The sequence below is a fragment of the Citrobacter freundii complex sp. CFNIH2 genome (assembly GCF_002880615.1).
In the GTDB taxonomy this organism is placed as follows: Bacteria; Pseudomonadota; Gammaproteobacteria; order Enterobacterales; family Enterobacteriaceae; genus Citrobacter_A; species Citrobacter_A amalonaticus_F.
The window spans coordinates 3,889,079-3,910,815 of record NZ_CP025757.1; the positions used below are offsets into that span (position 1 = coordinate 3,889,079).

Annotated in this window: 18 protein-coding genes, 4 tRNA genes and 1 pseudogene; 5 read left to right on the forward strand and 18 right to left on the reverse strand. The window is 55.5% G+C overall.

Annotated features, from left to right (window positions below; genetic code table 11):
* Positions 1-55: 55 nt before the first annotated feature.
* From corA to lptM, 8 genes are all read right to left on the reverse strand, one after another.
* Positions 56-1,006, reverse strand: coding sequence for a magnesium/cobalt transporter CorA (gene corA, locus WM46_RS19090; protein WP_042326126.1), 951 nt, complete (start codon positions 1,004-1,006; stop codon positions 56-58).
* 154 nt (positions 1,007-1,160) lie between these two features.
* Positions 1,161-1,217, reverse strand: a complete 57-nt coding sequence (ysgD, locus tag WM46_RS26515) for a YsgD/CorL family protein (RefSeq protein ID WP_212723238.1) — start codon at positions 1,215-1,217, stop codon at positions 1,161-1,163.
* A gap of 148 nt (positions 1,218-1,365) precedes the next feature.
* Complete coding sequence (gene uvrD / locus WM46_RS19095) at positions 1,366-3,528, reverse strand: DNA helicase II (RefSeq protein WP_102603045.1); 2,163 nt, start codon at positions 3,526-3,528, stop codon at positions 1,366-1,368.
* 86 nt (positions 3,529-3,614) lie between these two features.
* Positions 3,615-4,331 carry a 5-amino-6-(5-phospho-D-ribitylamino)uracil phosphatase YigB gene (gene yigB / locus WM46_RS19100; RefSeq protein ID WP_061075763.1) on the reverse strand — a complete coding sequence of 239 codons (717 nt, stop codon included), beginning with the start codon at positions 4,329-4,331 and terminating at the stop codon, positions 3,615-3,617.
* A complete protein-coding gene (gene xerC, locus WM46_RS19105; RefSeq protein ID WP_102603046.1) occupies positions 4,331-5,227 on the reverse strand; it encodes a tyrosine recombinase XerC in 897 nt (298 codons plus the stop codon). The genes yigB and xerC overlap by 1 nt, the downstream gene beginning before the upstream one ends.
* Positions 5,224-5,931: a DUF484 domain-containing protein gene (locus WM46_RS19110; RefSeq protein WP_102603047.1), complete on the reverse strand. Its 708-nt coding sequence runs from the start codon at positions 5,929-5,931 to the stop codon at positions 5,224-5,226. The genes xerC and WM46_RS19110 overlap by 4 nt, the downstream gene beginning before the upstream one ends.
* On the reverse strand, positions 5,928-6,752 hold the full coding sequence (gene dapF, locus WM46_RS19115; protein WP_102603048.1) for a diaminopimelate epimerase: 825 nt from the start codon (positions 6,750-6,752) through the stop codon (positions 5,928-5,930). Before dapF ends, WM46_RS19110 begins: the two co-directional genes overlap by 4 nt.
* 36 nt (positions 6,753-6,788) lie before the next feature.
* Positions 6,789-6,992 (reverse strand): LPS translocon maturation chaperone LptM, encoded by a 204-nt coding sequence (lptM, locus tag WM46_RS19120; RefSeq protein ID WP_061075767.1) that lies wholly within the window; start codon positions 6,990-6,992, stop codon positions 6,789-6,791.
* Positions 6,993-7,130: 138 nt separating this feature from the next.
* Between lptM and cyaY the strand changes: the two genes are divergently transcribed.
* The gene (cyaY, locus tag WM46_RS19125; RefSeq protein WP_042998806.1) at positions 7,131-7,451 is read left to right on the forward strand and encodes an iron donor protein CyaY; all 321 of its coding nucleotides are present in this window, start codon (positions 7,131-7,133) and stop codon (positions 7,449-7,451) included.
* Between the two features lie 33 nt (positions 7,452-7,484).
* Here cyaY and cyaA read toward each other — a convergent pair whose 3' ends face one another.
* The gene (gene cyaA / locus WM46_RS19130) at positions 7,485-10,031 is read right to left on the reverse strand and encodes a class I adenylate cyclase (protein WP_061075768.1); all 2,547 of its coding nucleotides are present in this window, start codon (positions 10,029-10,031) and stop codon (positions 7,485-7,487) included.
* A 390-nt stretch (positions 10,032-10,421) separates the two neighbouring features.
* On the opposite strand from cyaA, the gene hemC reads away from it, so the two are divergent.
* From hemC to hemY, 4 genes are read left to right on the forward strand one after another with little or no spacing between them, the layout of a single operon-like run.
* The gene (hemC, locus tag WM46_RS19140; RefSeq protein ID WP_102603049.1) at positions 10,422-11,363 is read left to right on the forward strand and encodes a hydroxymethylbilane synthase; all 942 of its coding nucleotides are present in this window, start codon (positions 10,422-10,424) and stop codon (positions 11,361-11,363) included.
* On the forward strand, positions 11,360-12,100 hold the full coding sequence (gene hemD / locus WM46_RS19145) for a uroporphyrinogen-III synthase (RefSeq protein ID WP_102603050.1): 741 nt from the start codon (positions 11,360-11,362) through the stop codon (positions 12,098-12,100). The genes hemC and hemD overlap by 4 nt, the downstream gene beginning before the upstream one ends.
* Before the next feature lie 21 nt (positions 12,101-12,121).
* Entirely contained in the window at positions 12,122-13,306 is a 1,185-nt protein-coding gene (gene hemX / locus WM46_RS19150; RefSeq protein ID WP_061075771.1) for a uroporphyrinogen-III C-methyltransferase, read from the forward strand.
* 2 nt (positions 13,307-13,308) lie between these two features.
* The gene (gene hemY, locus WM46_RS19155; protein WP_102603051.1) at positions 13,309-14,505 is read left to right on the forward strand and encodes a protoheme IX biogenesis protein HemY; all 1,197 of its coding nucleotides are present in this window, start codon (positions 13,309-13,311) and stop codon (positions 14,503-14,505) included.
* Positions 14,506-15,193: 688 nt separating this feature from the next.
* Here the strand turns inward: hemY and WM46_RS19165 are convergent.
* The 9 genes and pseudogenes from WM46_RS19165 to wzxE form a co-directional block, all read right to left on the reverse strand.
* Positions 15,194-15,270: transfer RNA gene (locus WM46_RS19165), tRNA-Pro, on the reverse strand.
* Positions 15,271-15,312: 42 nt separating this feature from the next.
* A tRNA-Leu gene (locus WM46_RS19170) sits at positions 15,313-15,399 on the reverse strand.
* Between the two features lie 19 nt (positions 15,400-15,418).
* Positions 15,419-15,494 (reverse strand) — tRNA-His (locus WM46_RS19175).
* A 56-nt stretch (positions 15,495-15,550) separates the two neighbouring features.
* Positions 15,551-15,627 (reverse strand) — tRNA-Arg (locus WM46_RS19180).
* 102 nt (positions 15,628-15,729) lie between these two features.
* Positions 15,730-17,114 (reverse strand): annotated as a pseudogene (gene thrP / locus WM46_RS19185) (bifunctional threonine/serine APC transporter ThrP).
* Between the two features lie 203 nt (positions 17,115-17,317).
* A complete protein-coding gene (gene wecG / locus WM46_RS19195) occupies positions 17,318-18,058 on the reverse strand; it encodes a lipopolysaccharide N-acetylmannosaminouronosyltransferase (RefSeq protein ID WP_102603054.1) in 741 nt (246 codons plus the stop codon).
* A 2-nt stretch (positions 18,059-18,060) separates the two neighbouring features.
* A complete protein-coding gene (wzyE, locus tag WM46_RS19200) occupies positions 18,061-19,413 on the reverse strand; it encodes an ECA oligosaccharide polymerase (RefSeq protein WP_102603055.1) in 1,353 nt (450 codons plus the stop codon).
* Entirely contained in the window at positions 19,410-20,489 is a 1,080-nt protein-coding gene (locus WM46_RS19205) for a TDP-N-acetylfucosamine:lipid II N-acetylfucosaminyltransferase (protein WP_102603056.1), read from the reverse strand. The genes wzyE and WM46_RS19205 overlap by 4 nt, the downstream gene beginning before the upstream one ends.
* Positions 20,486-21,736: a lipid III flippase WzxE gene (gene wzxE / locus WM46_RS19210; protein ID WP_102603057.1), complete on the reverse strand. Its 1,251-nt coding sequence runs from the start codon at positions 21,734-21,736 to the stop codon at positions 20,486-20,488. The genes WM46_RS19205 and wzxE overlap by 4 nt, the downstream gene beginning before the upstream one ends.
* Position 21,737: the final 1 nt, after the last annotated feature.

Here is a 21,737-nt window from a genome sequence, read left to right on the forward strand (position 1 = left end):
TACGATGATGTACTTTTTGTAGGCCGGATAAGCGAAGCGCCATCCGGCATGACAATTACAGCCAGTTCTTCCGTTTAAAGTACAGATACGGCGCCAGACCGGCGAGCAGCATAAAGATAATCGCGCCCGGGTAACCAAAGCTCCACTTCAGTTCAGGCATAAACTCAAAGTTCATCCCATAGCTGGATGCCACCAGCGTCGGCGGCAGGAAGACCACGGAGACCACCGAGAAGATCTTGATGATGCGGTTCTGCTCGATGTTGATAAAGCCCATCGCCGCCTGCATCAGGAAGTTCACTTTCTGGAACAGGGATTCATTGTGCGGCAGCAGGGATTCGATATCTCGCAGGATCTCGCGCGCCTGTTCCAGTTGTCCGCCCGGTAAACGCGCCTTACGGACCAGGAAGTTCAGCGCACGCTGGGTATCCATCAGACACAGGCGAACTTTCCAGCCGATATCTTCCAGTTCCGCCAGCGTCGAGAGTGCTTCATCGTACTCATCGCCCTGGTGCCCTTCCATAATCACCCGACTCAGCTCTTCCAGATCGCTGTAGATGTTTTCGATTTCATCCGCCAACTGTTCGATTTTGGTTTCGAACAGATCCAGCAGCAGTTCATAGGCGTTACCGTCAACCATGGCCTGGCTGCGGGCGCGCATACGGTACAAACGAAACGCGGGCAGCTCACGTTCACGCAGGGTAAACAGGCGGCCATCGCGGATGGTGAATGCCACGGTGGAGTTACCCGCGTGGTCTTCCGCATCTTCGAAGAAGAAAAAGGAGTGGATGTGCAGACCGTCTTCGTCTTCGAAGAAACGGGCGGATGCTTCGATGTCTTCCAGTTCAGGACGGGTCGCCAGGCTCTGGCCCAGCTCAGATTGTACGCGCAGTCGCTCGTCGTCGTCGGGCTCGACCAGGTCGACCCAGACGGCATCAATCAGGGTTTGTGACTCTTCGACTTCCAGCCGGGTGAGTCGGTTATTTTCCAGTTGAAATGCGCTCAGCATGACCGGGACTCCCAATGCTTAAAAATATCGGACAGTTCGGTGGGCACACAGAAACAAATTGGGTTTCAGACCATTAAACAGCCTGACTCAGCGCGACGGGAAAATAGAGAAGGTCGCTGACAACCGCTAAGGCTATCAGCAAAAAGGGATAGCCTTAGGAGTTGATCCTGGATGACAGGATAATGAGCCAGTATCTACTGGGTGTGTCCAAGGCGAATGTCCTCTTAGCGTAATCGTGCGCGCATGTTACGCCAGCAAAAATTTGCCGTCAACACGCAACGAAACGCGAAAAAGTAATAATTTCCCCTTATGCAGAAAGGTTAGCAGAGAGGGAAATTAAAGTGATATTTATCTATAAGTTAGACCGTTTCCAACTTCGCGTACGCGGCAACGAGCCATTTAATTCCCTGTCCCTGGAAAGCCACCTGCAACCGGCTGTGTTCGCCGCTGCCCTCCAGATTCACAATGGTGCCCTCGCCGAACTTGGCATGACGCACACGCTGGCCCAGCTTGTAACCGGTGTCATTCTCCGCCATCGGCGTCCCCATCCGCTGATGGCTCACCGGACGGCTGATCGTTGCGCGCAGACGGACCTCTTCAACGCACGCTTCCGGCAACTCACCGATGAAGCGCGACGGACGGTGATACACTTCTTTGCCATACAACCGACGCGTTTCGGCATAGGTTAGGGTCAGTTTCTGCATCGCACGGGTCACGCCGACGTAGGCCAGACGACGCTCCTCTTCAAGGCGTCCGCCCTCATCCAGCGACATCTGGCTGGGGAACATCCCCTCTTCCATCCCGACGATAAACACCTGCGGGAACTCCAGCCCTTTCGCCGAGTGCAGCGTCATAAGCTGTACCGCATCCTGCCAGGTATCCGCCTGCCCTTCGCCCGCTTCCAGCGCTGCATGGGAGAGAAATGCCTGCAACGGCATTAGATCTTCGTCTTCGTCGTTGTAGCTGAACTGGCGCGTCGCCGTCACCAGTTCCTCTAAGTTCTCAATGCGAGTCTGGCCTTTCTCGCCTTTCTCCTGCTCGTACATCATGCGCAGGCCGGAATCTTTAATCACCCGGTCAGTCTGCACGTGCAGCGGCATATCGACGGTTTCCTGCGCCAGCGCGTCAATGAGTTCCATAAAGCGTTGCAGCGCACTGGCGGCACGACCGGCCAGCGCTTTTTCCTGCAACAGTTCACGGCACGCCTGCCACAGCGTGAGCTGACGATCGCGTGACGTCTGGCGCACCACGTCCAGCGTCCGATCGCCAATCCCGCGCGTCGGGGTATTCACCACGCGTTCAAAGGCGGCGTCATCATTCCGGTTCGCAATCAGACGCAGATAAGAGAGCGCATCTTTGATTTCCTGACGCTCGAAGAAGCGCATGCCGCCGTAAATACGGTACGGCATACTGGCCTGTAGCAGCGCCTCTTCCAGCACACGCGACTGGGCGTTACTGCGGTAGAGAATGGCGCACTGCTCCAGCGCGCCACCGTTATCCTGCCAGGTTTTGATCCGATTGACGACAAAGCGCGCTTCATCCAGCTCGTTAAACGCGCAGTAGAGTGAAATGGGCTCGCCTTCTACGCCATCGGTCCACAGCTTTTTACCCAGACGCCCATTGTTGTTCTCGATCAGGGCGTTCGCAGCGCTGAGGATATTGCTGGTTGAACGGTAGTTCTGCTCAAGACGGATGGTTTGCGCGCCGGGGAAGTCGTTCAGGAAGCGCTGGATGTTCTCTACCTGCGCACCGCGCCAGCCGTAGATCGACTGGTCGTCATCGCCCACGATCATCACTTTGCCGGTATCGCCAGCCAGCAGACGGATCCAGGCATACTGGATGTTGTTGGTATCCTGGAATTCGTCCACCAGGATATTGGTAAAACGTTCGCGGTAGTGCTGAAGAATATGCGGTTTGTTGAGCCACAGCTCATGCGCGCGCAGCAGCAGTTCGGCAAAATCCACCAGCCCCGCACGATCGCACGCTTCCTGATAGGCCTGATATACCTTCTGCCAGGTCTGCTCAATCGGGTTACCGAAACTCTGAATATGATGCGGGCGCAGACCTTCGTCTTTCTGTCCGTTGATGTACCACATCGCCTGACGCGCCGGCCACTGCTTCTCGTCGAGGTTCATCGCCTTGATCAGACGCTTGAGCAGACGCAACTGGTCTTCGCTGTCGAGGATCTGGAAGTCCTGCGGCAAATTCGCATCCATGTGATGTGCGCGCAGCAGTCGGTGCGCCAGACCGTGGAAGGTGCCGACCCACATGCCGCCCTGGCTGGTGCCCATAATCTGGCCGATACGGTGACGCATCTCCGCCGCCGCTTTATTGGTAAAGGTCACCGCCATAATCGAGTACGGCGAGTTATTTTCTACCGTCAGCAGCCAGGCGATACGGTGCACCAGTACGCGTGTCTTACCACTCCCTGCCCCCGCGAGAACCAGCATGTTGCTACGTGGCGCGGCCACCGCTTCGCGCTGTTTATCATTGAGGCTGTCGAGCAGATAAGAAACGTCCATTGGCACCGCCGCATTAAAAGAGGTAGGGCGGATGAGCGTCGCGCCATCCGCCAAAAAGCTGTGTATTTATACAGAACTGTTGGTGATTATATCAGCGAGGTCAGAGATGCCAACTGTGAAATCTCAATATGTGGCAGTAAGCGGCTGTCAAAGGTGTGCATCAAGTCGGCATTTTCCGGTTTAATCCAGCAAGCCTGCAACCCGCTACGGATCGCCCCGGCAACGTCGGTCGTCAGATCGTCGCCCACGTGCAGGATCTCGCCGATCGGCACATTCAGCTTTTCCGCCGCCAGGAAGTACATATCACTGAACGGCTTTGAGCGTCCGTCCGGACCGGCCCGCAGCACAAATTCGAAATAGTCGCCGAGGCCGAACAGTTCCGGCTGCGCGTTGCCGTTGGTAATCGCCACCAGCGGCCACTTTCTCGCTAACGCTTTCAGCGTGTCGTGCGTCTCTTGCGGGACATCGACCCGACTGCGCCACTTCGCAAAGTTCATCATCGCGGCATTCGCCCCCGTAATCGCTTCCTCTGCAGAAAGCCCGGCGTTTAGCATGGCACGCTCAACGGCGCGATGACGCCAGCGGGTGACATCGTGATAAATTTCCGGCTCCGCTTCCCGTACCGCCTGACGCAGGCGTTGCAGATCAGCATTTTGCAGCGTGCGTAGCGCCGGATGGTAGTTTTGCATAAAGGCGAGCGCTTCCTGTTCGGTGCGCTGGATAACCGGGCGGTTATCGTAAAGGGTGTCATCGAGATCGAAAGTGATCGCCGAGATGGGTCCTGGAGACCGGTAAAAACGCATTATTTCCCCCGTTTGGCGCGCGGATGCGCCGCATCGTACACCGAGGCCAGGTGTTGAAAATCAAGATGAGTATAGATTTGCGTGGTTGAGAGGTTGGCGTGTCCCAGCAGTTCCTGTACACCTCGCAGGTCACCGCTCGATTCCAGCATATGCGTGGCAAACGAGTGACGCAGCTTATGCGGATGCACATGGCTGTTTAATCCCTGCTTAATGCCCCACTCGGCAAAACGCTTTTGCACGTTGCGCGCGGAAATACGGTTGCCCAGCTTCGACAGGAACAGCGCGTCTTCCTCACTGCCAAACAACCCGCGCAGATCCAGCCAGTGCTCAATCCACGCCACTGCATTGCGACCAATGGGCAGGCGACGCTCTTTGCTGCCTTTCCCCATCACCCACACCTCACCGGTGTCGAGATCCAGATGTTTGATGTCCAGCCCCACCAGCTCCGACAAACGCAGACCCGCACCGTACATCACCTCCAGCATCGCGCGGTCACGCACGGCGAGCGGATCGTTAAGGTCGATATCCAGCAGACGGTTGACATCATCAACGTCGATATTTTTCGGCAAATGGCGCGGCGCCTTGGGCGCCTGTACCCCTTTCGCCGGATTGGCTTTCAGCTTGCCTTCGCTGACCATCCAGTCGAAGAAGCTACGCAGTGCAGAAAGACGTAGCGCGAGACTCGCAGGGCCAAGCCCTTTACGGCGACTGCGCACCCCGAAACTGCGCACCATTGCAGCGTCACATTGCTGCCAACTTTGCAGTCCGGTTTCTCCGGCTAAGGCGATGATGGCATCAAGCTGACGCTGATAGTTTTTCAGCGTGATGGGGCTAAGCTGGCGTTCTACGCCCAGATAGCGCAGAAATCGGGTGACATCGGTGGTGAAGTCCGTCATACGCGTTCAATCCAGCGCTCCAGCAGATCCGGCATCATCAGCGCGATTTCATGCAGGAGTTGCGTTCCCTGGCCTGCCTGATAGTGATGTATGTCGCGGCTGCTGAACAGAATGACGCCCAAATCGCCATCGCGTCCCAGCATCGACATCGCCACCGAACCAATCGCCTTCGCCTCCGGCAGCACCACCAGCAATTCCGGACCGTTTAAGGTGCCCAGATAGTGCTGTTCCTGCCCCAGCCGCTGAATACGCAGCGGTTCGAAGGCCTGACGGCTTAACGCCAGATGGGTATAGCTCGACGGCGCGCCGAGACGCCAGCGATCGGGAAACAGACGCACCGTTGCACCGGCAAGGCCCAGTTCACGCGCCCAGCGATGAAAACGCATCAGCATATCGTCCAGGCTGGTCGCGGCAACCAGACGTCCCTGCAAATGCAGCAGGCGATAAAACAGGCTTTCGTTGGCATTCGCCTGCGCCATCAACAGCGACATATTTTCTTCAAGGACGTTGATGTGATTGCGTGCGCGGGCCATGTGCCACTCAACGAGTGAGACGGTGCCCCGCACCGGGTGCGGCACCCGCATCGCTTCCACGGCATGCGCATTGCGGATAAAAAACTCAGGATTTTTCTGCAGATAGTCGACGACCGCCCGGTCATCGAGTTCCGTAAGCGTTTCCTGTAGTTCTTCCCCTGGTTGCTTCATAGATGGATAAACCCGTCATAGACATGTGCCGCCGGGCCAGTCATGTATAACGGATGACCCGGACCTTTCCAGGCGATATCAAGGCGACCGCCCGGTAATTCCACGCGAACCTCTTCCGCCAGCAAACCTTGTTGAATGCCGACGGCGACGGCCGCGCATGCGCCGCTCCCACAGGCCTGTGTCTCTCCCGCGCCGCGCTCATAAACGCGTAAGCGAATATGCTCGCGTTTCACGACCTGCATAAAGCCGATATTGGCCCGTTCAGGAAAACGTTCGTGACTTTCCAGAACCGGTCCCAGCGTTTCCACGGCCGCCGTGTCAACATCGTCGACCTGAATCACGCAGTGCGGATTTCCCATTGAAACTACACCGCACAATATTGTCTGTTCTGCCGCTCGTATAATATAGGTCTTTTCCGCTTTGTTAGCGCGAAAAGGCACCTGCGATGGCTCAAAATTGGGTTCGCCCATGTTGACGCGCACCAGCTCATCGTCCGTCACGCTCAACACCATCCGCCCATTCGCCGTACTGACGCGAATATCACGTTTGTTGGTTAACCCTTTGAGGCGCACAAAACGGGCAAAACAGCGCGCGCCGTTACCACACTGCGACACTTCACTGCCGTCGGCATTAAAAATGCGGTAATGAAAATCCAGCTCAGGATCGTACGGAGGTTCAACCACCAGCAGTTGATCAAACCCCACCCCCAGATGCCTGTCAGATAAGCGACGGATCAATTCTGGCGAAAAAAAGATATTCTGCGTTACCGCGTCGACGACCATAAAATCGTTGCCAAGGCCATGCATTTTAGAGAATTGCATTATTCACTCCGTTCACGCGGGTACAGAAACACACCGTCAGTAGTTCACCTGGGAAGGCCCATCTCCCGTGGCGCGATCGTTTTGATCGGGCGTGGTGGATTGCGTTTGTGGATCAACCGGTTTAGTCGGCGGCGGTGCATTTTTATCAGCCGGAGGGAAATAGAGCGGCCCTTTAAGGCCACAACCCGTCAGGCTGAACAGAGTGAGAAGAACAGCGAGTGCCTGAAACACGTTTTTCATTATGGATTGCCTGTAAGTTCATACTTTCTGTTTTCTATCATCGCAGGAGAAGGCGTAAAAGCAAGAGTTTGCCTGTAATCTGCAACGCGATTTGTTTCAGGTTATACTGCCGCCATCACGAAAAAACGGGAAACGACAATGAACGACAGTGAATTTCATCGCCTGGCCGATACCCTGTGGATGACCATCGAAGAGCGTCTTGACGACTGGGATGGCGACAGCGATATCGACTGTGAAATCAATGGCGGCGTACTGACCATTAGCTTTGAAAACGGCAGCAAAATCATTATTAACCGTCAGGAACCGCTACACCAGGTGTGGCTGGCGACCAAACAGGGCGGCTACCATTTTGACCTGAAAGGCGACGAATGGGTTTGCGACCGGAGCGGGGAAACCTTCTGGGATCTGCTGGAACAGGCGGCAACGCATCAGGCGGGCGAAGAAGTCAGCTTTCGTTAAGGCTTATTTGCCGGATACCATCCGGCAAAACCATTACGAGAAATACTGCTGCAGCTGCGGCGTGTCGTTATCCTGATTGGCTGGCGGAACGTTGCCGAGTGATTGTGCGCGGAACGGGATCACCTGTGCGCGCCCTTCCGTGTTCACAATCTGATAGAACTGCGGCAGGTTGAAGTTGATGAAGCTGGAGCCGTAGGTAAAGCGGTCGTGCGACGAGGAGTAGAAACGGCTGACGTCGCGCACCAGCTCTTCTTTGCTGCCTTCGCAGTGATGATACACTTCCGCCCGGTTACTCTCGTCCAGAATGTAGATGTTAAAGCCCTTCTCATCACCCGTCTCTTCAAAGAAGAACTGAATGATCCCTTCGCTGGCGAAACCATCCACGACCGACGGCAGTTTCACCTGATTGGTTTCCACCTGAACAGACAGGCCGTGCAATTTGTTATGCGAGATTGCGCCGTAGAACTCAATAGCATTTTCCAGCTTCTGTACCGACACATTCAGGCGTTCAAAGAACAGGCCCCATGTCTGACCGGAAACGCGCAGTGCCTTAAAGCGCCCTGTCTCCTGACGGGTACTGGAAAGACGCAGCTCGATGCACTCTGAAACCAGTTGCTGCACGCGGGTACGAATCAAACCACGCAGATGCTGGCTGTAGCAGAACACTTCCACGCTGTCCGGCGGCGCGGCGTCCTGGTGCATTTTGCCCAGAATCGTTTTCAACGCTTCAATCATCGCCTGTTCGCCGTTGAAATGCAGCGTACGCACTTCATTCCACGAGTTGCGATACAGCAGGTCTACGCTGCCCACCAGGCAATTTTGCTCTTCGCCAAAGCTGAAAACATCCAGCTTACGGAAGTCAAAATGAACCACCTGATTGCGGAATGCCGCCGTCGGGTCATATTCGAGGTTAACGATGATCGCCAGATGACGAATTTCACACGGGCTGTAGAGCGCTTTCGGCGTCGGCGCAGGCAAACGCAGCGGGAAGTGGTGCGACACATCGGCCACCATCTCCTGCAACTTCGGCAGATCGACAATACCGTTGCCCTTAATAAACAGATGCGTGCGTGACGTCAGCAGACCGTTAAACCACGCCCAGGCCACCAGCTTATTCAGATAGCGGTTATATTCCAGCGGCTGATGGCTGATGATGGAATCCATGTTTGGCGCACGGTTGTAGAGATACCAGCCTGAACGGTTGGCGCGGCCCGGCGGAACGTGGATAAAGGTTAAGTTCGGTTCAGAGAGGTCCGGCGAAATCTGCGGGTTCACCAGCGTGACTTTACCAGGTAACGCTTCAAACGCGGCGTACAGCTTACGGGTCAGAACGCCAATATCCTGCGGACTGGCGCTGACGCTGAGATTATTGCGGCGCGCAAAACGGATCAGATTACGGTAGCTCTGCATCATGGCATCGAGCAGTTCGTTGTGCGCTTCACGCACCTGATCAATCTTCCAGTTCGCCCGGTTGTCGAGCATGGCCAGACGATTTTCGTCCCATCCCCACTCGCTCACTAGCTGACTGAGCACTTCACGACGCCAGCCAACGCAGGCGCGTTCACGGCTCAGTTTTTCGCAAACTTTTAAGTAGAAACATCGGCGCACTAAATCCAGGCGCGTCGGATCTTCAATCGCCGTGAGGTATTCAGTCACGCGTTCCAGCATCATGCAGTACGGGTCAAGACCAAACGAGACGATCTCGCCGTCATGCAGGCGCTGTTTAATGTCTTTCGCCAACAGGCGCGGATTGGGGTATTCCCAGGAGTAGGCTTCCAGCAGCAGCGTTTTCAGCACCGCTTTGTACGGTGAATCGATACTTTTATACAGCTGCCAGAGGCTGGCGCCAAAGTACTCTTCGGCGGAGAGCGAGCTTAATCCGCCCAGGTCCAGCCATTCGTTTGGCGTGAGTACACCCTGAGCGTAGAGCGTCATGACGTAGTCGTCGTAATGCTCTTCTTCATCGCACGGCACCATATTCCACAGAATACGCTTACCGGCGAGACGCACCGCGGTGCGGTAGAATTCATCCAGCAGCAGGATATGCTGCGTCGAGCCACAGTCTTCGCCCCCCAGACTGCCGCTTTCATTATGGCGGAAACGGTTTTCATCAATCAGGAAAAAGCTAACTTCCACCCCCAGCGAGGCGGCCCAGCTTTCCAGCAGGCTGCATTTACGCTGCAGCAGTTGTCGTTCTTCACTGTCGAGCCAGGACTGGTGGCACACCCAGATATCAAGATCCGACGAACAGCTTTGTCCGACAGAGGAGGTGCTGCCCATGGAATACACACCAGTGATCGGCAGTTCACCTTTTGGCGGATCCTGCGGTGCCAGACCGCGATACAGTTCCAGTTCGTTCAGATAGTGGCGTTGGGTTTCATCAGGCGTGTAGAAGCAAATGCCTCTGGGAACGTTACCATCGAGGTATCCCGGCATCAGCGGATGGTGATAGTGCAATAATGTCGGCAGAAGACTGTACACCTGCTGGAAAGCAGGGCCCATGGCAGCAAGCGCGCGATCCACACGCAGTTGATTAATGGCATCCAGTCTCTGTTTCAGAGTCTCAATATAGAGGTACAAGACGTATCGCCTGATGTTGCTACCCGTCATGCTGTCGATTGTCGCAGCGCGATCCGCTTACCAACAATCTTCACCATTCGGGATAAACCAAATGACAAAAATAACCGTTACCTTTTACGACCTTTTTTTTGTGCGTTCAGTCGAAAAAATGGCCTAAAACGTGATCAATTTAACACCTTGCTCATTGACCGTAAAGAAAGATGCGCTACAGACAAGTGTAGCACCAATCGCTTCGCGTAAATTCTGAAGTACGCCCGGACGGTTTCTCGTCATTAAATACTGCCAGCCGCAACACAGCGTCTTATCCTTGACTTACCTTTGACCGTAACACTGACATCCCACTTGTAAGGATGTTAGGATGAACCACGGACGATAATGACGGTAACAAGCATGTTAGACAATGTTTTAAGAATTGCCACACGCCAAAGCCCCCTTGCGCTCTGGCAGGCACATTATGTCAAAGACGCTCTGATGGCGAGCCATCCCGGCCTGGTCGTGGAGCTGGTGCCTATGGTGACGCGTGGTGATGTCATTCTTGATACCCCACTGGCGAAAGTAGGCGGCAAAGGCCTGTTCGTAAAAGAGCTGGAAGTTGCGCTACTCGAAAAACGCGCCGACATCGCGGTGCACTCAATGAAAGATGTACCGGTTGAATTCCCGGAAGGCCTGGGACTGGTCACTATCTGTGAACGCGAAGATCCGCGCGACGCCTTTGTCTCGAACACTTATAACACCCTTGATGAACTGCCTGCCGGCAGCATCGTGGGCACTTCCAGTTTGCGCCGCCAGTGTCAGCTGGCAGAACGCCGTCCGGATCTCGTCATTCGTTCACTGCGCGGCAATGTAGGCACCCGCCTGAGTAAGCTGGATAACGGCGACTACGACGCCATTATCCTGGCCGTTGCCGGTTTAAAACGTTTAGGGCTGGAATCGCGTATCCGCACAGCGCTACCGCCAGAAGTGTCGCTGCCTGCCGTAGGGCAAGGCGCGGTTGGCATCGAATGCCGCCTCGACGATAGCCGGACTCAGGCGCTGCTGGCGCCGCTGAATGATGAAATCACCGCACTTCGCGTCAAAGCCGAGCGCGCCATGAACACCCGCCTGGAAGGGAGCTGTCAGGTGCCAATTGGCAGCTATGCTGAAATCATTGATGGTGAGATTTGGCTACGCGCGCTGGTCGGTTCGCCAGACGGTTCACAAATGGTACGCGGAGAACGCCGTGGCTCGCCCGATCAGGCGGAGCAGATGGGCATTTCGCTGGCCGAAGAGCTGCTGGATAACGGCGCGCGCGCGATTCTGACCGAAGTTTATAACGGAGAATCCCCCGCATGAGTATCCTGGTCACCCGCCCGTCTCCCGCAGGGGAAGAGTTAGTGAGCCGTCTGCGCACACTGGGGCAGGAGGCCTGGAGTTTTCCGCTCATCGAATTTACCCCGGGGCAGGATTTATCGCGACTGGCCGGGGTGTTTTCGACGATCACTGATAACGATCTGCTCTTTGTGCTGTCACAGCACGCGGTCTCTTTTGCCCATGCGCAACTGGAACGCGAAGGGCTGAAGTGGCCCGCCGCCGCGCGCTATTTTGCTATTGGTCGCACGACCGCCCTGGCGCTGCATACCGTCAGCGGATACGACATTCGCTATCCGCTGGATCGGGAAATCAGCGAAGTCTTGCTACAATTACCTGAATTACAAAATATTGCGGGCAAACGTGCGCTGATCTTACGCGGCAACGGCGGTCGGGAGCTGTTAGGCGAAACCCTGGCGGCACGCGGAGCGGATGTCACGTTTTATGAATGTTATCAACGTAGTGCTAAACATTACGATGGGGCACAAGAAGCGATGCGCTGGCAGTCGCGCGGCGTGACAACGATAGTGGTCACCAGCGGGGAAATGCTGCAACAGCTTAACGCGCTGATCCCGCAGTGGTATCGCGAAAACTGGTTACTACGCTGTCGGCTTATTGTCGTCAGCGAGCGTCTGGCGCACCTCGCCCGGGAACTGGGCTGGCAAGATATTAAGGTCGCTGATAACGCCGACAACGATGCGCTACTGCGCGCATTACAATAACTCTCATAATGGGAAGCCATAATGACGGAACAAGAAAAATCCTCCGCCGTGGTTGAAGAGACCAGGGAGGCCGTGGAGACTCAGCCACAGCCAGCTACTGCAGAAAAAAAGAGTAAAAACGGCACTGCGCTGATCCTGAGTGCGGTGGCAATCGCCATCGCGCTGGCAGCCGGTGTTGGGCTCTATGGCTGGGGAAAACAACAGGCGACCACGCAGACCGCCACCAGCGATGCGCTGGCTACTCAACTGACCGCGCTGCAAAAAGCGCAGGAAAGCCAAAAGGCGGAGCTGGAAGGCGTCATTAAACAGCAGGCGGCGCAGCTGGAGCAAGCCAACCGTCAGCAAACGGAACTGGCGAAACAGCTGGATGAAGTCCAACAGAAAGTCGCCACTATCTCCGGCAGCGATGCCAAAACGTGGCTGCTCGCACAGGCCGATTTTCTGGTCAAGCTGGCCGGACGTAAGCTGTGGAGCGATCAGGATGTGACGACAGCAGCCGCGCTGCTGAAGAGCGCAGATGCCAGCCTCGCGGACATGAACGATCCCAGCCTGATTACCGCACGCCGGGCAATCACCGATGATATCGCCAGTCTTTCCTCTGTCGCTCAGGTGGATTACGACGGCATCATCCTGAAAATTAATCAGCTTTCTAATCAGATCGATAACCTGCGTCTGGCGGATAACGACAGCGACGGTTCGCCAATGGACGCCGACAGCCCTGAGCTTTCCAGTTCAATCAGCGAATGGCGCGTCAATCTGCAAAAAAGCTGGCAGAATTTTATGGACAGCTTTATCACCATCCGCCGCCGCGATGACACCGCGGTTCCGCTGTTAGCGCCGAATCAGGATGTTTATCTACGGGAAAACATCCGCTCTCGTCTGCTGGTTGCCGCCCAGGCGGTACCGCGTCATCAGGAAGAGACCTATCGCCAGGCGCTGGATAACGTCTCCACCTGGGTACGTGCTTACTACGATACCGACGACGCCACGACAAAAGCCTTCCTTGAAGAAGTGGACAAGCTGAGTCAGCAGAGCATCACGATGGACGTACCGGAAACGCTACAAAGCCAGGCGATCCTCGAAAAATTGATGCAAACCCGTGTGCGTAACCTGCTGGCACAACCGGGTGCCGCGCCATCTGAAGCGACACCTGCGCCTGAAGCACCGCAGGCAGAAACCCCGGCAGCCGCGCCGCAAGGAGAATAATGATGCTAAAAGTATTGTTGCTCTTTGTGCTGCTGATCGCGGGTATCGTGATCGGCCCAATGATTGCCGGTCATCAGGGTTACGTCCTGATCCAGACCGACACGTACAACATTGAAACCAGCGTGACCGGGCTGGTCATCATCCTGATCCTTGCGATGGTGGTACTGTTTGCCATCGAATGGCTGCTGCGTCGCCTCTTCCGTACCGGCGCACATACGCGCGGCTGGTTTGTGGGTCGCAAACGTCGTCGCGCCCGCAAACAGACCGAACAGGCGCTGTTGAAACTGGCGGAAGGAGACTATCAGCAGGTTGAGAAGCTGATGGCGAAAAATGCCGATCATGCTGAACAGCCGGTAGTGAACTACCTGCTCGCCGCTGAAGCAGCGCAACAGCGTGGTGACGAAGCGCGCGCGAACCAACATCTGGAACGTGCGACAGAACTCGCGGGCAACGACACAATCCCGGTTGAGATTGCGCGTGTCCGCCTGCAACTGGCGCGCAATGAGAATCATGCTGCGCGCCACGGCGTGGATAAATTGCTGGAGATGACGCCGCGTCATCCGGAAGTATTGCGTCTGGCGGAACAGGCCTACATTCGCACCGGAGCCTGGAGCTCGCTGCTGGATATCATCCCGTCAATGGCGAAAGCGAACGTCGGTGATGAAGAGCATCGTGCGATGCTGGAACAGCAGGCGTGGATTGGTCTGATGGATCAGGCACGCGCCGATCAGGGCAGCGATGGTCTACGTGAGTGGTGGAAAAACCAGAGCCGCAAAACCCGCCATCAGGTTGCCCTGCAGGTGGCCATGGCCGAACATCTGATTGAATGCGACGATCACGACATGGCGCAGCAAATCATTATCGACGGTCTGAAGCGTCAGTATGACGATCGCCTGGTGCTGCCGATTCCGCGGCTGAAAACCAATAACCCGGAACAGCTGGAGAAAGTCCTGCGTCAGCAGATCAAGACCGTTGGCGATCGCCCGCTGCTGTGGAGCACGCTGGGTCAGTCGCTGATGAAGCACGGCGAATGGCAGGAAGCGACCGTTGCCTTCCGCGCAGCGCTGAAGCAGCGCCCGGACGCGTACGATTATGCCTGGCTTGCCGACGCGCTCGACCGCCTGCATCAACCGGAAGAAGCGGCCACCATGCGCCGTGACGGCCTGATGCTGACGTTACAGAACACGCCCCCGCAGTAACGCCCTGATGCCCGGTGGCGCTACGCGCTCCGGGCATTAATCAAAGACACAAAATCATTCAGGATGCATCGAGGCGGCCAGTCTGAGGATCCCCGGAAGCTTACATAAGTCAGTGACCGGGGCAAGCCAGCGTAGCCAACAAAGAGGCAACCTGAAGGATGACGTGCATTCATAAAAAAACGCCTGCTCTAAAAGAGCAGGCGTTAAACAGGTCTGTATGACAACATAAATGGGTGCTTCACTCAACGTTATGTCCATGGTGTTTGATGAGGCCGAAGCGACATCTGTCTGTGGACGATAAGCACCGTAAACGGCTCTGCATCATTCCTGAGTTTATGAGGCACTATGGCGAGCATAAGAGATGGAATGAGCATCTACCCGTCTATTATTGCACATTGCGTGCCAGGATTGCACCGCTAAAAATAGGGATTACGGTATTTCACTATCCCTGTACTGGCGCGGGTTGTCGGCAATTTTCCCTTTTTCTGCCCACCGGGAATACACCACATTGTCGCTCAGCAGAGACAGATCTCGTCCGATACGCGAAAGTTTTGAAATATCAGAATGTTAATCGTCACCAAATGGCGACAATGGCAAACAGGATTGTCTCAGGGAAGCAACAGGGTCAAAGAAGAAGAAAGAGAGTGGTGTAGAAAAAGAAAAACCCCGCCGAAGCGGGGTTCAAAATTGGTCGGCGAGAGAGGATTCGAACCTCCGACCCACTGGTCCCAAACCAGTTGCGCTACCAAGCTGCGCTACTCGCCGATGTACTGCTTTTTTGAATTTTTAGTTCAACTCTTTAAGTCGTGGTGCGAGGGGGGGGACTTGAACCCCCACGTCCGTAAGGACACTAACACCTGAAGCTAGCGCGTCTACCAATTCCGCCACCTTCGCATTTCACAACTTTTAATAATGGGGTGGCTAATGGGATTCGAACCCACGACAACTGGAATCACAATCCAGGGCTCTACCAACTGAGCTATAGCCACCACTACAAATCTATTTACGCGGTATCGAAACCACCGCAGCTCCAGCACCGGGTGAATGGTGCGCCCGACAGGATTCGAACCTGAGACCTCTGCCTCCGGAGGGCAGCGCTCTATCCAGCTGAGCTACGGGCGCTTAGCGCCGTTGCGGGGGTGGATAATACGGACTTCACACCCCGCTGTCTAGTGCCTTTTTAAATAAAATGCGCGTTTGGTTACGCTTTGCGCGTTTTGTCGCTTATTCCCCCGTTTTCTGGGCGATCCCCTGACGGTTGAGGCCAAAAACCTTGTAAACAGCCGTCACGGCGAGCAGGAAGATGATGCCGACAAACAGCGACATACGGGTATCTTCATTAAAGTACATGCCGATCAGTACGCAAACCAGGAAAGCCATCGTCAAATAGTTTGCCCAGGGAAACAGAATCGAACGGAACGGATGGCTGGCCATCGCCGCTTTATGCGCCCGACGAAAACGCAGCTGGCTAATCAGGATCACAAACCACGGCACCATCCCCGGCAGCACACTCGCACTATAAACATAGACGAAGACGCGCTGCGGATTAGGAATGATGTAGTTCAGGCACGAACCGACCAGCAGGATCACAATCGACAGCGCGACACCCGCCACCGGAACGCCGTGACGGGAGACTTTCGCCATCGCCGCCGGCAGTTGACGGTTCTTCGCCAGCGCATAGAGCATACGTCCACAGCTGTACATTCCGCTGTTACAGCCAGATAGCGCGGCGGTCAGCACAACAAAGTTGATAATCGCCGCCGCGGTAGTGATACCAATTTTGGCAAAGGTCAGGACGAACGGACTGCCGTTGCTGCCAATTTCGTTCCACGGGAAGATAGTGACGATCACGAAAATCGCGCCCACGTAGAAGATCAGAATACGCCACAGCACTTTACCTACCGCGCTACGCAGCGTGACCTGCGGGTTTTTGGCTTCGCCCGCCGTAATCCCGATCAGCTCCACGCCCTGATAAGAGGCGACCACAATACACAATGCGGTGAGGAAGCCTTTCCAGCCACCGGCAAAGAAACCGCCGTGCCCGGTCAGGTTACCAAAGCCAATCGGCTGACCACCGTTGCCGAGACCGAAGAAAATCACGCCCAGACCCACCACAATCATCACGATGATGGTGGTGACTTTAATCATCGCAAACCAGAACTCGATTTCGCCATACAGACGAACGGCCGCCAGGTTTGCCAGCGCCACCAGTCCAACGGCAATCAGCGCGGGTATCCATTGCGGCATCTCCGGAAACCAGAACTGAACATAGACGCCGATCGCGGTGATCTCCGAAATACCGACCGCCATCCACATAAACCAGTATGACCACGCGGTGAGATAACCGAAGAACGGGCTCATGTAGCGGTGAGCGTAAACGGCGAAAGAACCGGCAACCGGCTCCAGGAACAGCATCTCGCCCATTGAACGCATAATGAAAAAGACGAACAGGCCGGCGACAATATATGCCAGCAGTACCGAGGGTCCTGCCCACTTCAGGGTGCTTGCCGCCCCCATAAACAGGCCGACGCCAATGGTGCCCCGAGGGCAATCAATTCGATATGACGAGCCTCCAGCCCACGCTGTAGCTCAGTTTTTTTCTCTGCCATAAATCCTCTTGTCGTGTTTACATGCTTTCCGGCATCGCCGGTTATTGTTATGGGTACATCGCTGGGGGCGCATGTTTTCGCAAATTTGGCAAAATGGCAAACGAAGCATTAAAAAAATGCATGTTTCAGGTAATAACGGAGCAAAAATGCGGCAGCGAGGTAGCGCATGAAGCAGAATGCGCTACCCGCATGAGAAAGGGGTTTTAGATATTTCCGCTGTAGTGCCAGCGCAGGTAACGCAGTAAACGGAGCTGACGGGTAATGCGGCTCGGCTGCGACAGCAGCCGATACAGCCACTCCAGCCCCAGATTCTGCCACACTTTCGGCGCGCGTTTTACATGACCGGTGAAAACGTCATAGGTACCGCCGACGCCCATATAGAGCGCATGCGGATGCACCTGACGGCAATCGCGCATAAAAATTTCCTGTTTCGGCGATCCCATCGCCACGGTAACGATTTTCGCCCCACTGGCATGGATTTGCTCAAACAGCGCAGGGCGCTGCTCCGGCGTAAAATAGCCGTCCTGGCTGCCGACAATGTTCACATTCCATTGGGTGCGCAGTTTCGCTTGCGTTTGCGCCAGCACTTCCGGCTTTCCGCCAACCAGGAATACCGGCGTGCCTTCCTCGCCCGCACGGGCCATCAACGCTTCCCAGAGATCGGCACCCGCCACGCGAGAAACCTGGGCATGCGGAAATTTTTTGCGTATTGATCGCACGACGCTGATCCCGTCAGCATATTTATACTCAGCCGCCTCAATCAGGGTACGAACTTCCGGGTTATCTTCCGCCGTCAGGACCTTTTCTGCGTTAATTGCCACCAGCGTACCTTGCTTAAGCTGGCCGCCAGCATAGAGATAATCCATCGCATGGTGCATATCACGCCAGCCAATCAGCTGGAGTCCGCGCAGATCGTAAATCGGTGCCGTTGTATTATCAGTCATTGCTATCCTTCAACCCGTTTGTCTGGCAGGGCTCGCAAACGTTTATGAATCAGTCCGGCCTGGTCAAACAGCCAGAACAGAAGTTTTGCCACCAGCAAACAGGCACCAAAAACCACCAGGAAAAAAACAACACGCGAGACAAACGAGTCCAGTCCTTCTCGCGCCAGCACGATCATATTGAAAATCGCGCCAAAGCAAAAACTATGCAAAATCGCGGCCTTGTAGCGGTTGGTCTCACGATTGCCCAGCTCGTACAGCCAGTCGAACCATTTGATGATCAACCCCACCACAACCGCGCCCAGTGGGATAAACAGCGCACCGCCCATCACCACCAGCGAACCAATCAGCGTTGGCGAGATCGCCAAACCGGAATGGTTGTTCAACACTTCCCACGTAAAGTAGTTCGCCGTATTCAGCACCACGCTCGGCCGCCCCGGCCACAGCCAGGAAGGAATAAAGACGTAGAAATCACGGGCAATTGGCGCTAGCCCCTGGAAGTCGATTTTGTCGTAGTTTTGCAGCAGCAACGCCAGGTTCTCCCACGGGGAAAACGTGTCGCGGGTGAGGTAGAGAAACGTGTAGAACGCCTCGTCGCCGCTAACATTCAGCCCGTAACGCTTCAGCGCCAGCCAGAACATACCGACAATCCCCAGCACGCCTGCCGCCGCCAGCATCCACAGCGAGATCCAGCCGCGAATAATGCCGATAAACAGGAAGATGGCGAAGGCAATGATGATATTGGCGCGCGTGCCGCCGACAATCATATACGTCAACAGGCCAAATGCGACGGTGCTGACCAGGAAGAACAGCCACGCTTTGCTGTCCTGGCGCAGGAAATAGACCACCAGCATTGCCGGGATGAAAAAGTAAAAGAAGCGTTTTAACGCCACGCCGGAAACTTCGCTGGAGAAAATCTGGCTATACGACTGCAGGCGGAACAGCAAAAAGCCGTTATGCATGAAGAAGATGCCCACGCTGATCAGCGCAATCCCCATCAGAATCATCCAGGTGAGATGGGTTTCCACCCGATTCATCGTGAACAGCGGTGTGTGCGGCGCGTCCGCAACCTGTTTGCGTAAGCGGGTCTTATAGGTCACATAGTAGATCGCGTAGAAACAGGCGGCGGAAAGCAGCGCCTGTAGCAGAATTTCCGGCGGTGCGACGGCGACGTCAAAGCGGAACGCCAGCACGCTGGTCAGCGGAAAGCCAAAAAAGAAGGTCAGCAAAAACAGCAGCGAGAAAAACACGTTGAAATTAAAGCGCACGCGGCGGAATTCAAACCAGGTTAGCGTGGCGATAAACAACGTGGAGAGGAGCCAGACGACAAACAGGCCGCTGAACTGCATCAGACTCATAGCGCCTCCCCTGCTGCAACCTGCAACGCGTGATGCCAGGGCTGCAAATAGTTCGGGCTAAAGAAGGTAATGGTATTTTTATCCACTGACGCCAGCTGGCGCTGCGCCTCGCGCACCACCTGTTCGTTCAGCGCATCGCTCGTAAACAGCACCGGAAGATGCTGTTCCACCATGTCCTGCCAGAAGGGATTCTCGCGGTTCAACACACACGGCACGCCAGCCTGAATCAGCAAGCATAAAGTGCCAATCCCCTGCTGACGGGCAAAAATAAAGTACCCAAGATCGCACTGGCGAAGCAGCGCCAGATAGTCGTCGAACGCCAGTTTGTCGCTGAGGATCTGCAGGTTATCTGCGCTGAACAGTTTCAGCCCCGCCTGACGGACGTCCGCAATATACGCCTCGTTATGCGCCGGATAGCCCATCGGGACAATCACATTTACCGTATCGCCAAACTGCTGATGCACCGCCCGCAGCGCGGCAATATGTTCGTTGCTGCGATCGCCAGAGTTACCCACCAGAATGGTCATTTTTCCGCGGCGTTGGCGATCGTTCACCATATTGTTGAGCGAGGGATCCATTCGCGTCGGGAAATAGAGCAGTTCCCCTGGCACGCGCGGATGCTGTTGGGCGAAATAGTTCAGATCGCCACGGGTGGCAAAAACGCCCCCAACACGGCTTTGCGCCAGACGGCGAAGCGGATAAAACAGTTTGAATTTCAGCCCACTGGAGACTTCATATAGATCCGCGCCCCAGATGTGCCAGTAAAACTGACCGGGTTTAATTCCGCCGCTCAGTAACGCCAGCCACAGCGCCGTATTAAACTGACCGTGGAAGAAGAAGCGCTGCTGTCTGTTCGCTTTGGCTTGCGCTATCACCGCTTCCGCCAGCGATTTTTTACCGCTGTAGAAACGGATGGAGAGCGCCGGGCAACTTTCCGTCAGCCCGGTATCCTGACCGGCGACCATAAAGACACGGGCATGCTCGCTGGTCGATGCCAGCGTATCGTTGAAAAACCGCAGCACGGTTTGATTATGGTGAGGGATATCCGATCCCAGTACGTGAATCAGTACAGTCATGCCCGCCTACGCCAGAGTATAAATACGCAACAACACAGAGAGAAATAGACGACATACGTGGCCATATAGGCCTGTGCCGCACCCAGCGCGCCATGTGCCGGGATCAGCCAGTGCGAAAATGCCGTCAATAAAATGAACTGGCTGATTTCAGCCAAAATATAAAACCGCAGTGACGCTTTGGCGATCACCAGATAACCGAAGACATATGCCCCGACTTTCAGCACATCTCCGACCAACTGCCAGGCAAACAGATCGCGCATGGCGGTGAATTTCTCAGAGAACAGCAGCCAGATAGCAAAATCACGCAACAGCCAGACGGTGAAACTCGCGGCAGCCACCGCAGGCAGAACAAACTTCAGCGACTTCACCACTTCCCGTGTGATGTCCCGCTTTTCGGTAAGGCGCGACAGTGTCGGCAACAGATAGACGCTGAACGAGGCGGTAATAAATTGTAGGTAAGCATCCGAGATACTGCTCACCCCTTGCCAGATCCCGACGTCATCCCAACTGTAATGCGCCGCCAGCAGGTTTCGCATCATCACATACGCCACCGGCAGCGTAACGGAGGTGATCAGCGCCATCAGGGTAAACTTGCTGAGCTGACCCGCCAGTCCCTTGTCCCAGGATGGCCGCAGATAGTGCAGCGGGATCATCCCGCGCTTCATCAGCATGGCTGCTGCCGGGATCACCACCAGTGCGGGCACCAGCGCCAGGCCGAGCAGCGCGCCTTCATAGCCGCCCAGCCGGTAACAGCCATAATAGGCGACAACGCCCACCAGACTGCCAACAATCAGTGACAGCGCATTCCCGGCCGCATCGCGAAATCCTTTCATCAACGCCAGCAGCAGGTTGGCCCAGGCAATTCCCATCTGCACCAGCGCCACTAAGCGCACTAACCCCTGATACTGAGTATGTCCAAACAGTCCCTGGCTAATCGGTGCCGCCGCGAGCAGAAACACCAACGCCAGCAGCGTCGAAAAACCCAGCACCATGGCCGAGGATGTCCCGACCACCCGCCGCAGTTGTTCGGGGTTATCGTGAGACTGCGCAACGTATTTGGTGACGCCGTTGAAAATCCCGGCCCCTGCCAGGACACCGAGCACGGTGACCATCTGACGGAAATTTCCCGCTTGCCCGACGCCAGCCGGGCCGAATGACACCGCCAGCAGCTTAACGACCAGTAACCCCGCGCCAATTTTGACCAGCGTGCTGGCCGCCGTCCACAAGGACGCTTTCGCAAGCGACATA

What these genes read in the sequence shown, in the direction of transcription:
- corA (WP_042326126.1), bottom strand. Translation starts at nt 1,006, where the DNA reads ATGCTGAGCGCATTTCAACTGGAAAATAACCGACTCACCCGGCTGGAA.
- uvrD (WP_102603045.1), bottom strand. Translation starts at nt 3,528, where the DNA reads ATGGACGTTTCTTATCTGCTCGACAGCCTCAATGATAAACAGCGCGAA.
- yigB (WP_061075763.1), bottom strand. Translation starts at nt 4,331, where the DNA reads ATGCGTTTTTACCGGTCTCCAGGACCCATCTCGGCGATCACTTTCGAT.
- xerC (WP_102603046.1), bottom strand. Translation starts at nt 5,227, where the DNA reads ATGACGGACTTCACCACCGATGTCACCCGATTTCTGCGCTATCTGGGC.
- WM46_RS19110 (WP_102603047.1), bottom strand. Translation starts at nt 5,931, where the DNA reads ATGAAGCAACCAGGGGAAGAACTACAGGAAACGCTTACGGAACTCGAT.
- dapF (WP_102603048.1), bottom strand. Translation starts at nt 6,752, where the DNA reads ATGCAATTCTCTAAAATGCATGGCCTTGGCAACGATTTTATGGTCGTC.
- lptM (WP_061075767.1), bottom strand. Translation starts at nt 6,992, where the DNA reads ATGAAAAACGTGTTTCAGGCACTCGCTGTTCTTCTCACTCTGTTCAGC.
- cyaY (WP_042998806.1), top strand. Translation starts at nt 7,131, where the DNA reads ATGAACGACAGTGAATTTCATCGCCTGGCCGATACCCTGTGGATGACC.
- hemC (WP_102603049.1), top strand. Translation starts at nt 10,422, where the DNA reads ATGTTAGACAATGTTTTAAGAATTGCCACACGCCAAAGCCCCCTTGCG.
- hemD (WP_102603050.1), top strand. Translation starts at nt 11,360, where the DNA reads ATGAGTATCCTGGTCACCCGCCCGTCTCCCGCAGGGGAAGAGTTAGTG.
- hemX (WP_061075771.1), top strand. Translation starts at nt 12,122, where the DNA reads ATGACGGAACAAGAAAAATCCTCCGCCGTGGTTGAAGAGACCAGGGAG.
- hemY (WP_102603051.1), top strand. Translation starts at nt 13,309, where the DNA reads ATGCTAAAAGTATTGTTGCTCTTTGTGCTGCTGATCGCGGGTATCGTG.
- wecG (WP_102603054.1), bottom strand. Translation starts at nt 18,058, where the DNA reads ATGACTGATAATACAACGGCACCGATTTACGATCTGCGCGGACTCCAG.
- wzyE (WP_102603055.1), bottom strand. Translation starts at nt 19,413, where the DNA reads ATGAGTCTGATGCAGTTCAGCGGCCTGTTTGTCGTCTGGCTCCTCTCC.
- WM46_RS19205 (WP_102603056.1), bottom strand. Translation starts at nt 20,489, where the DNA reads ATGACTGTACTGATTCACGTACTGGGATCGGATATCCCTCACCATAAT.
- wzxE (WP_102603057.1), bottom strand. Translation starts at nt 21,736, where the DNA reads ATGTCGCTTGCGAAAGCGTCCTTGTGGACGGCGGCCAGCACGCTGGTC.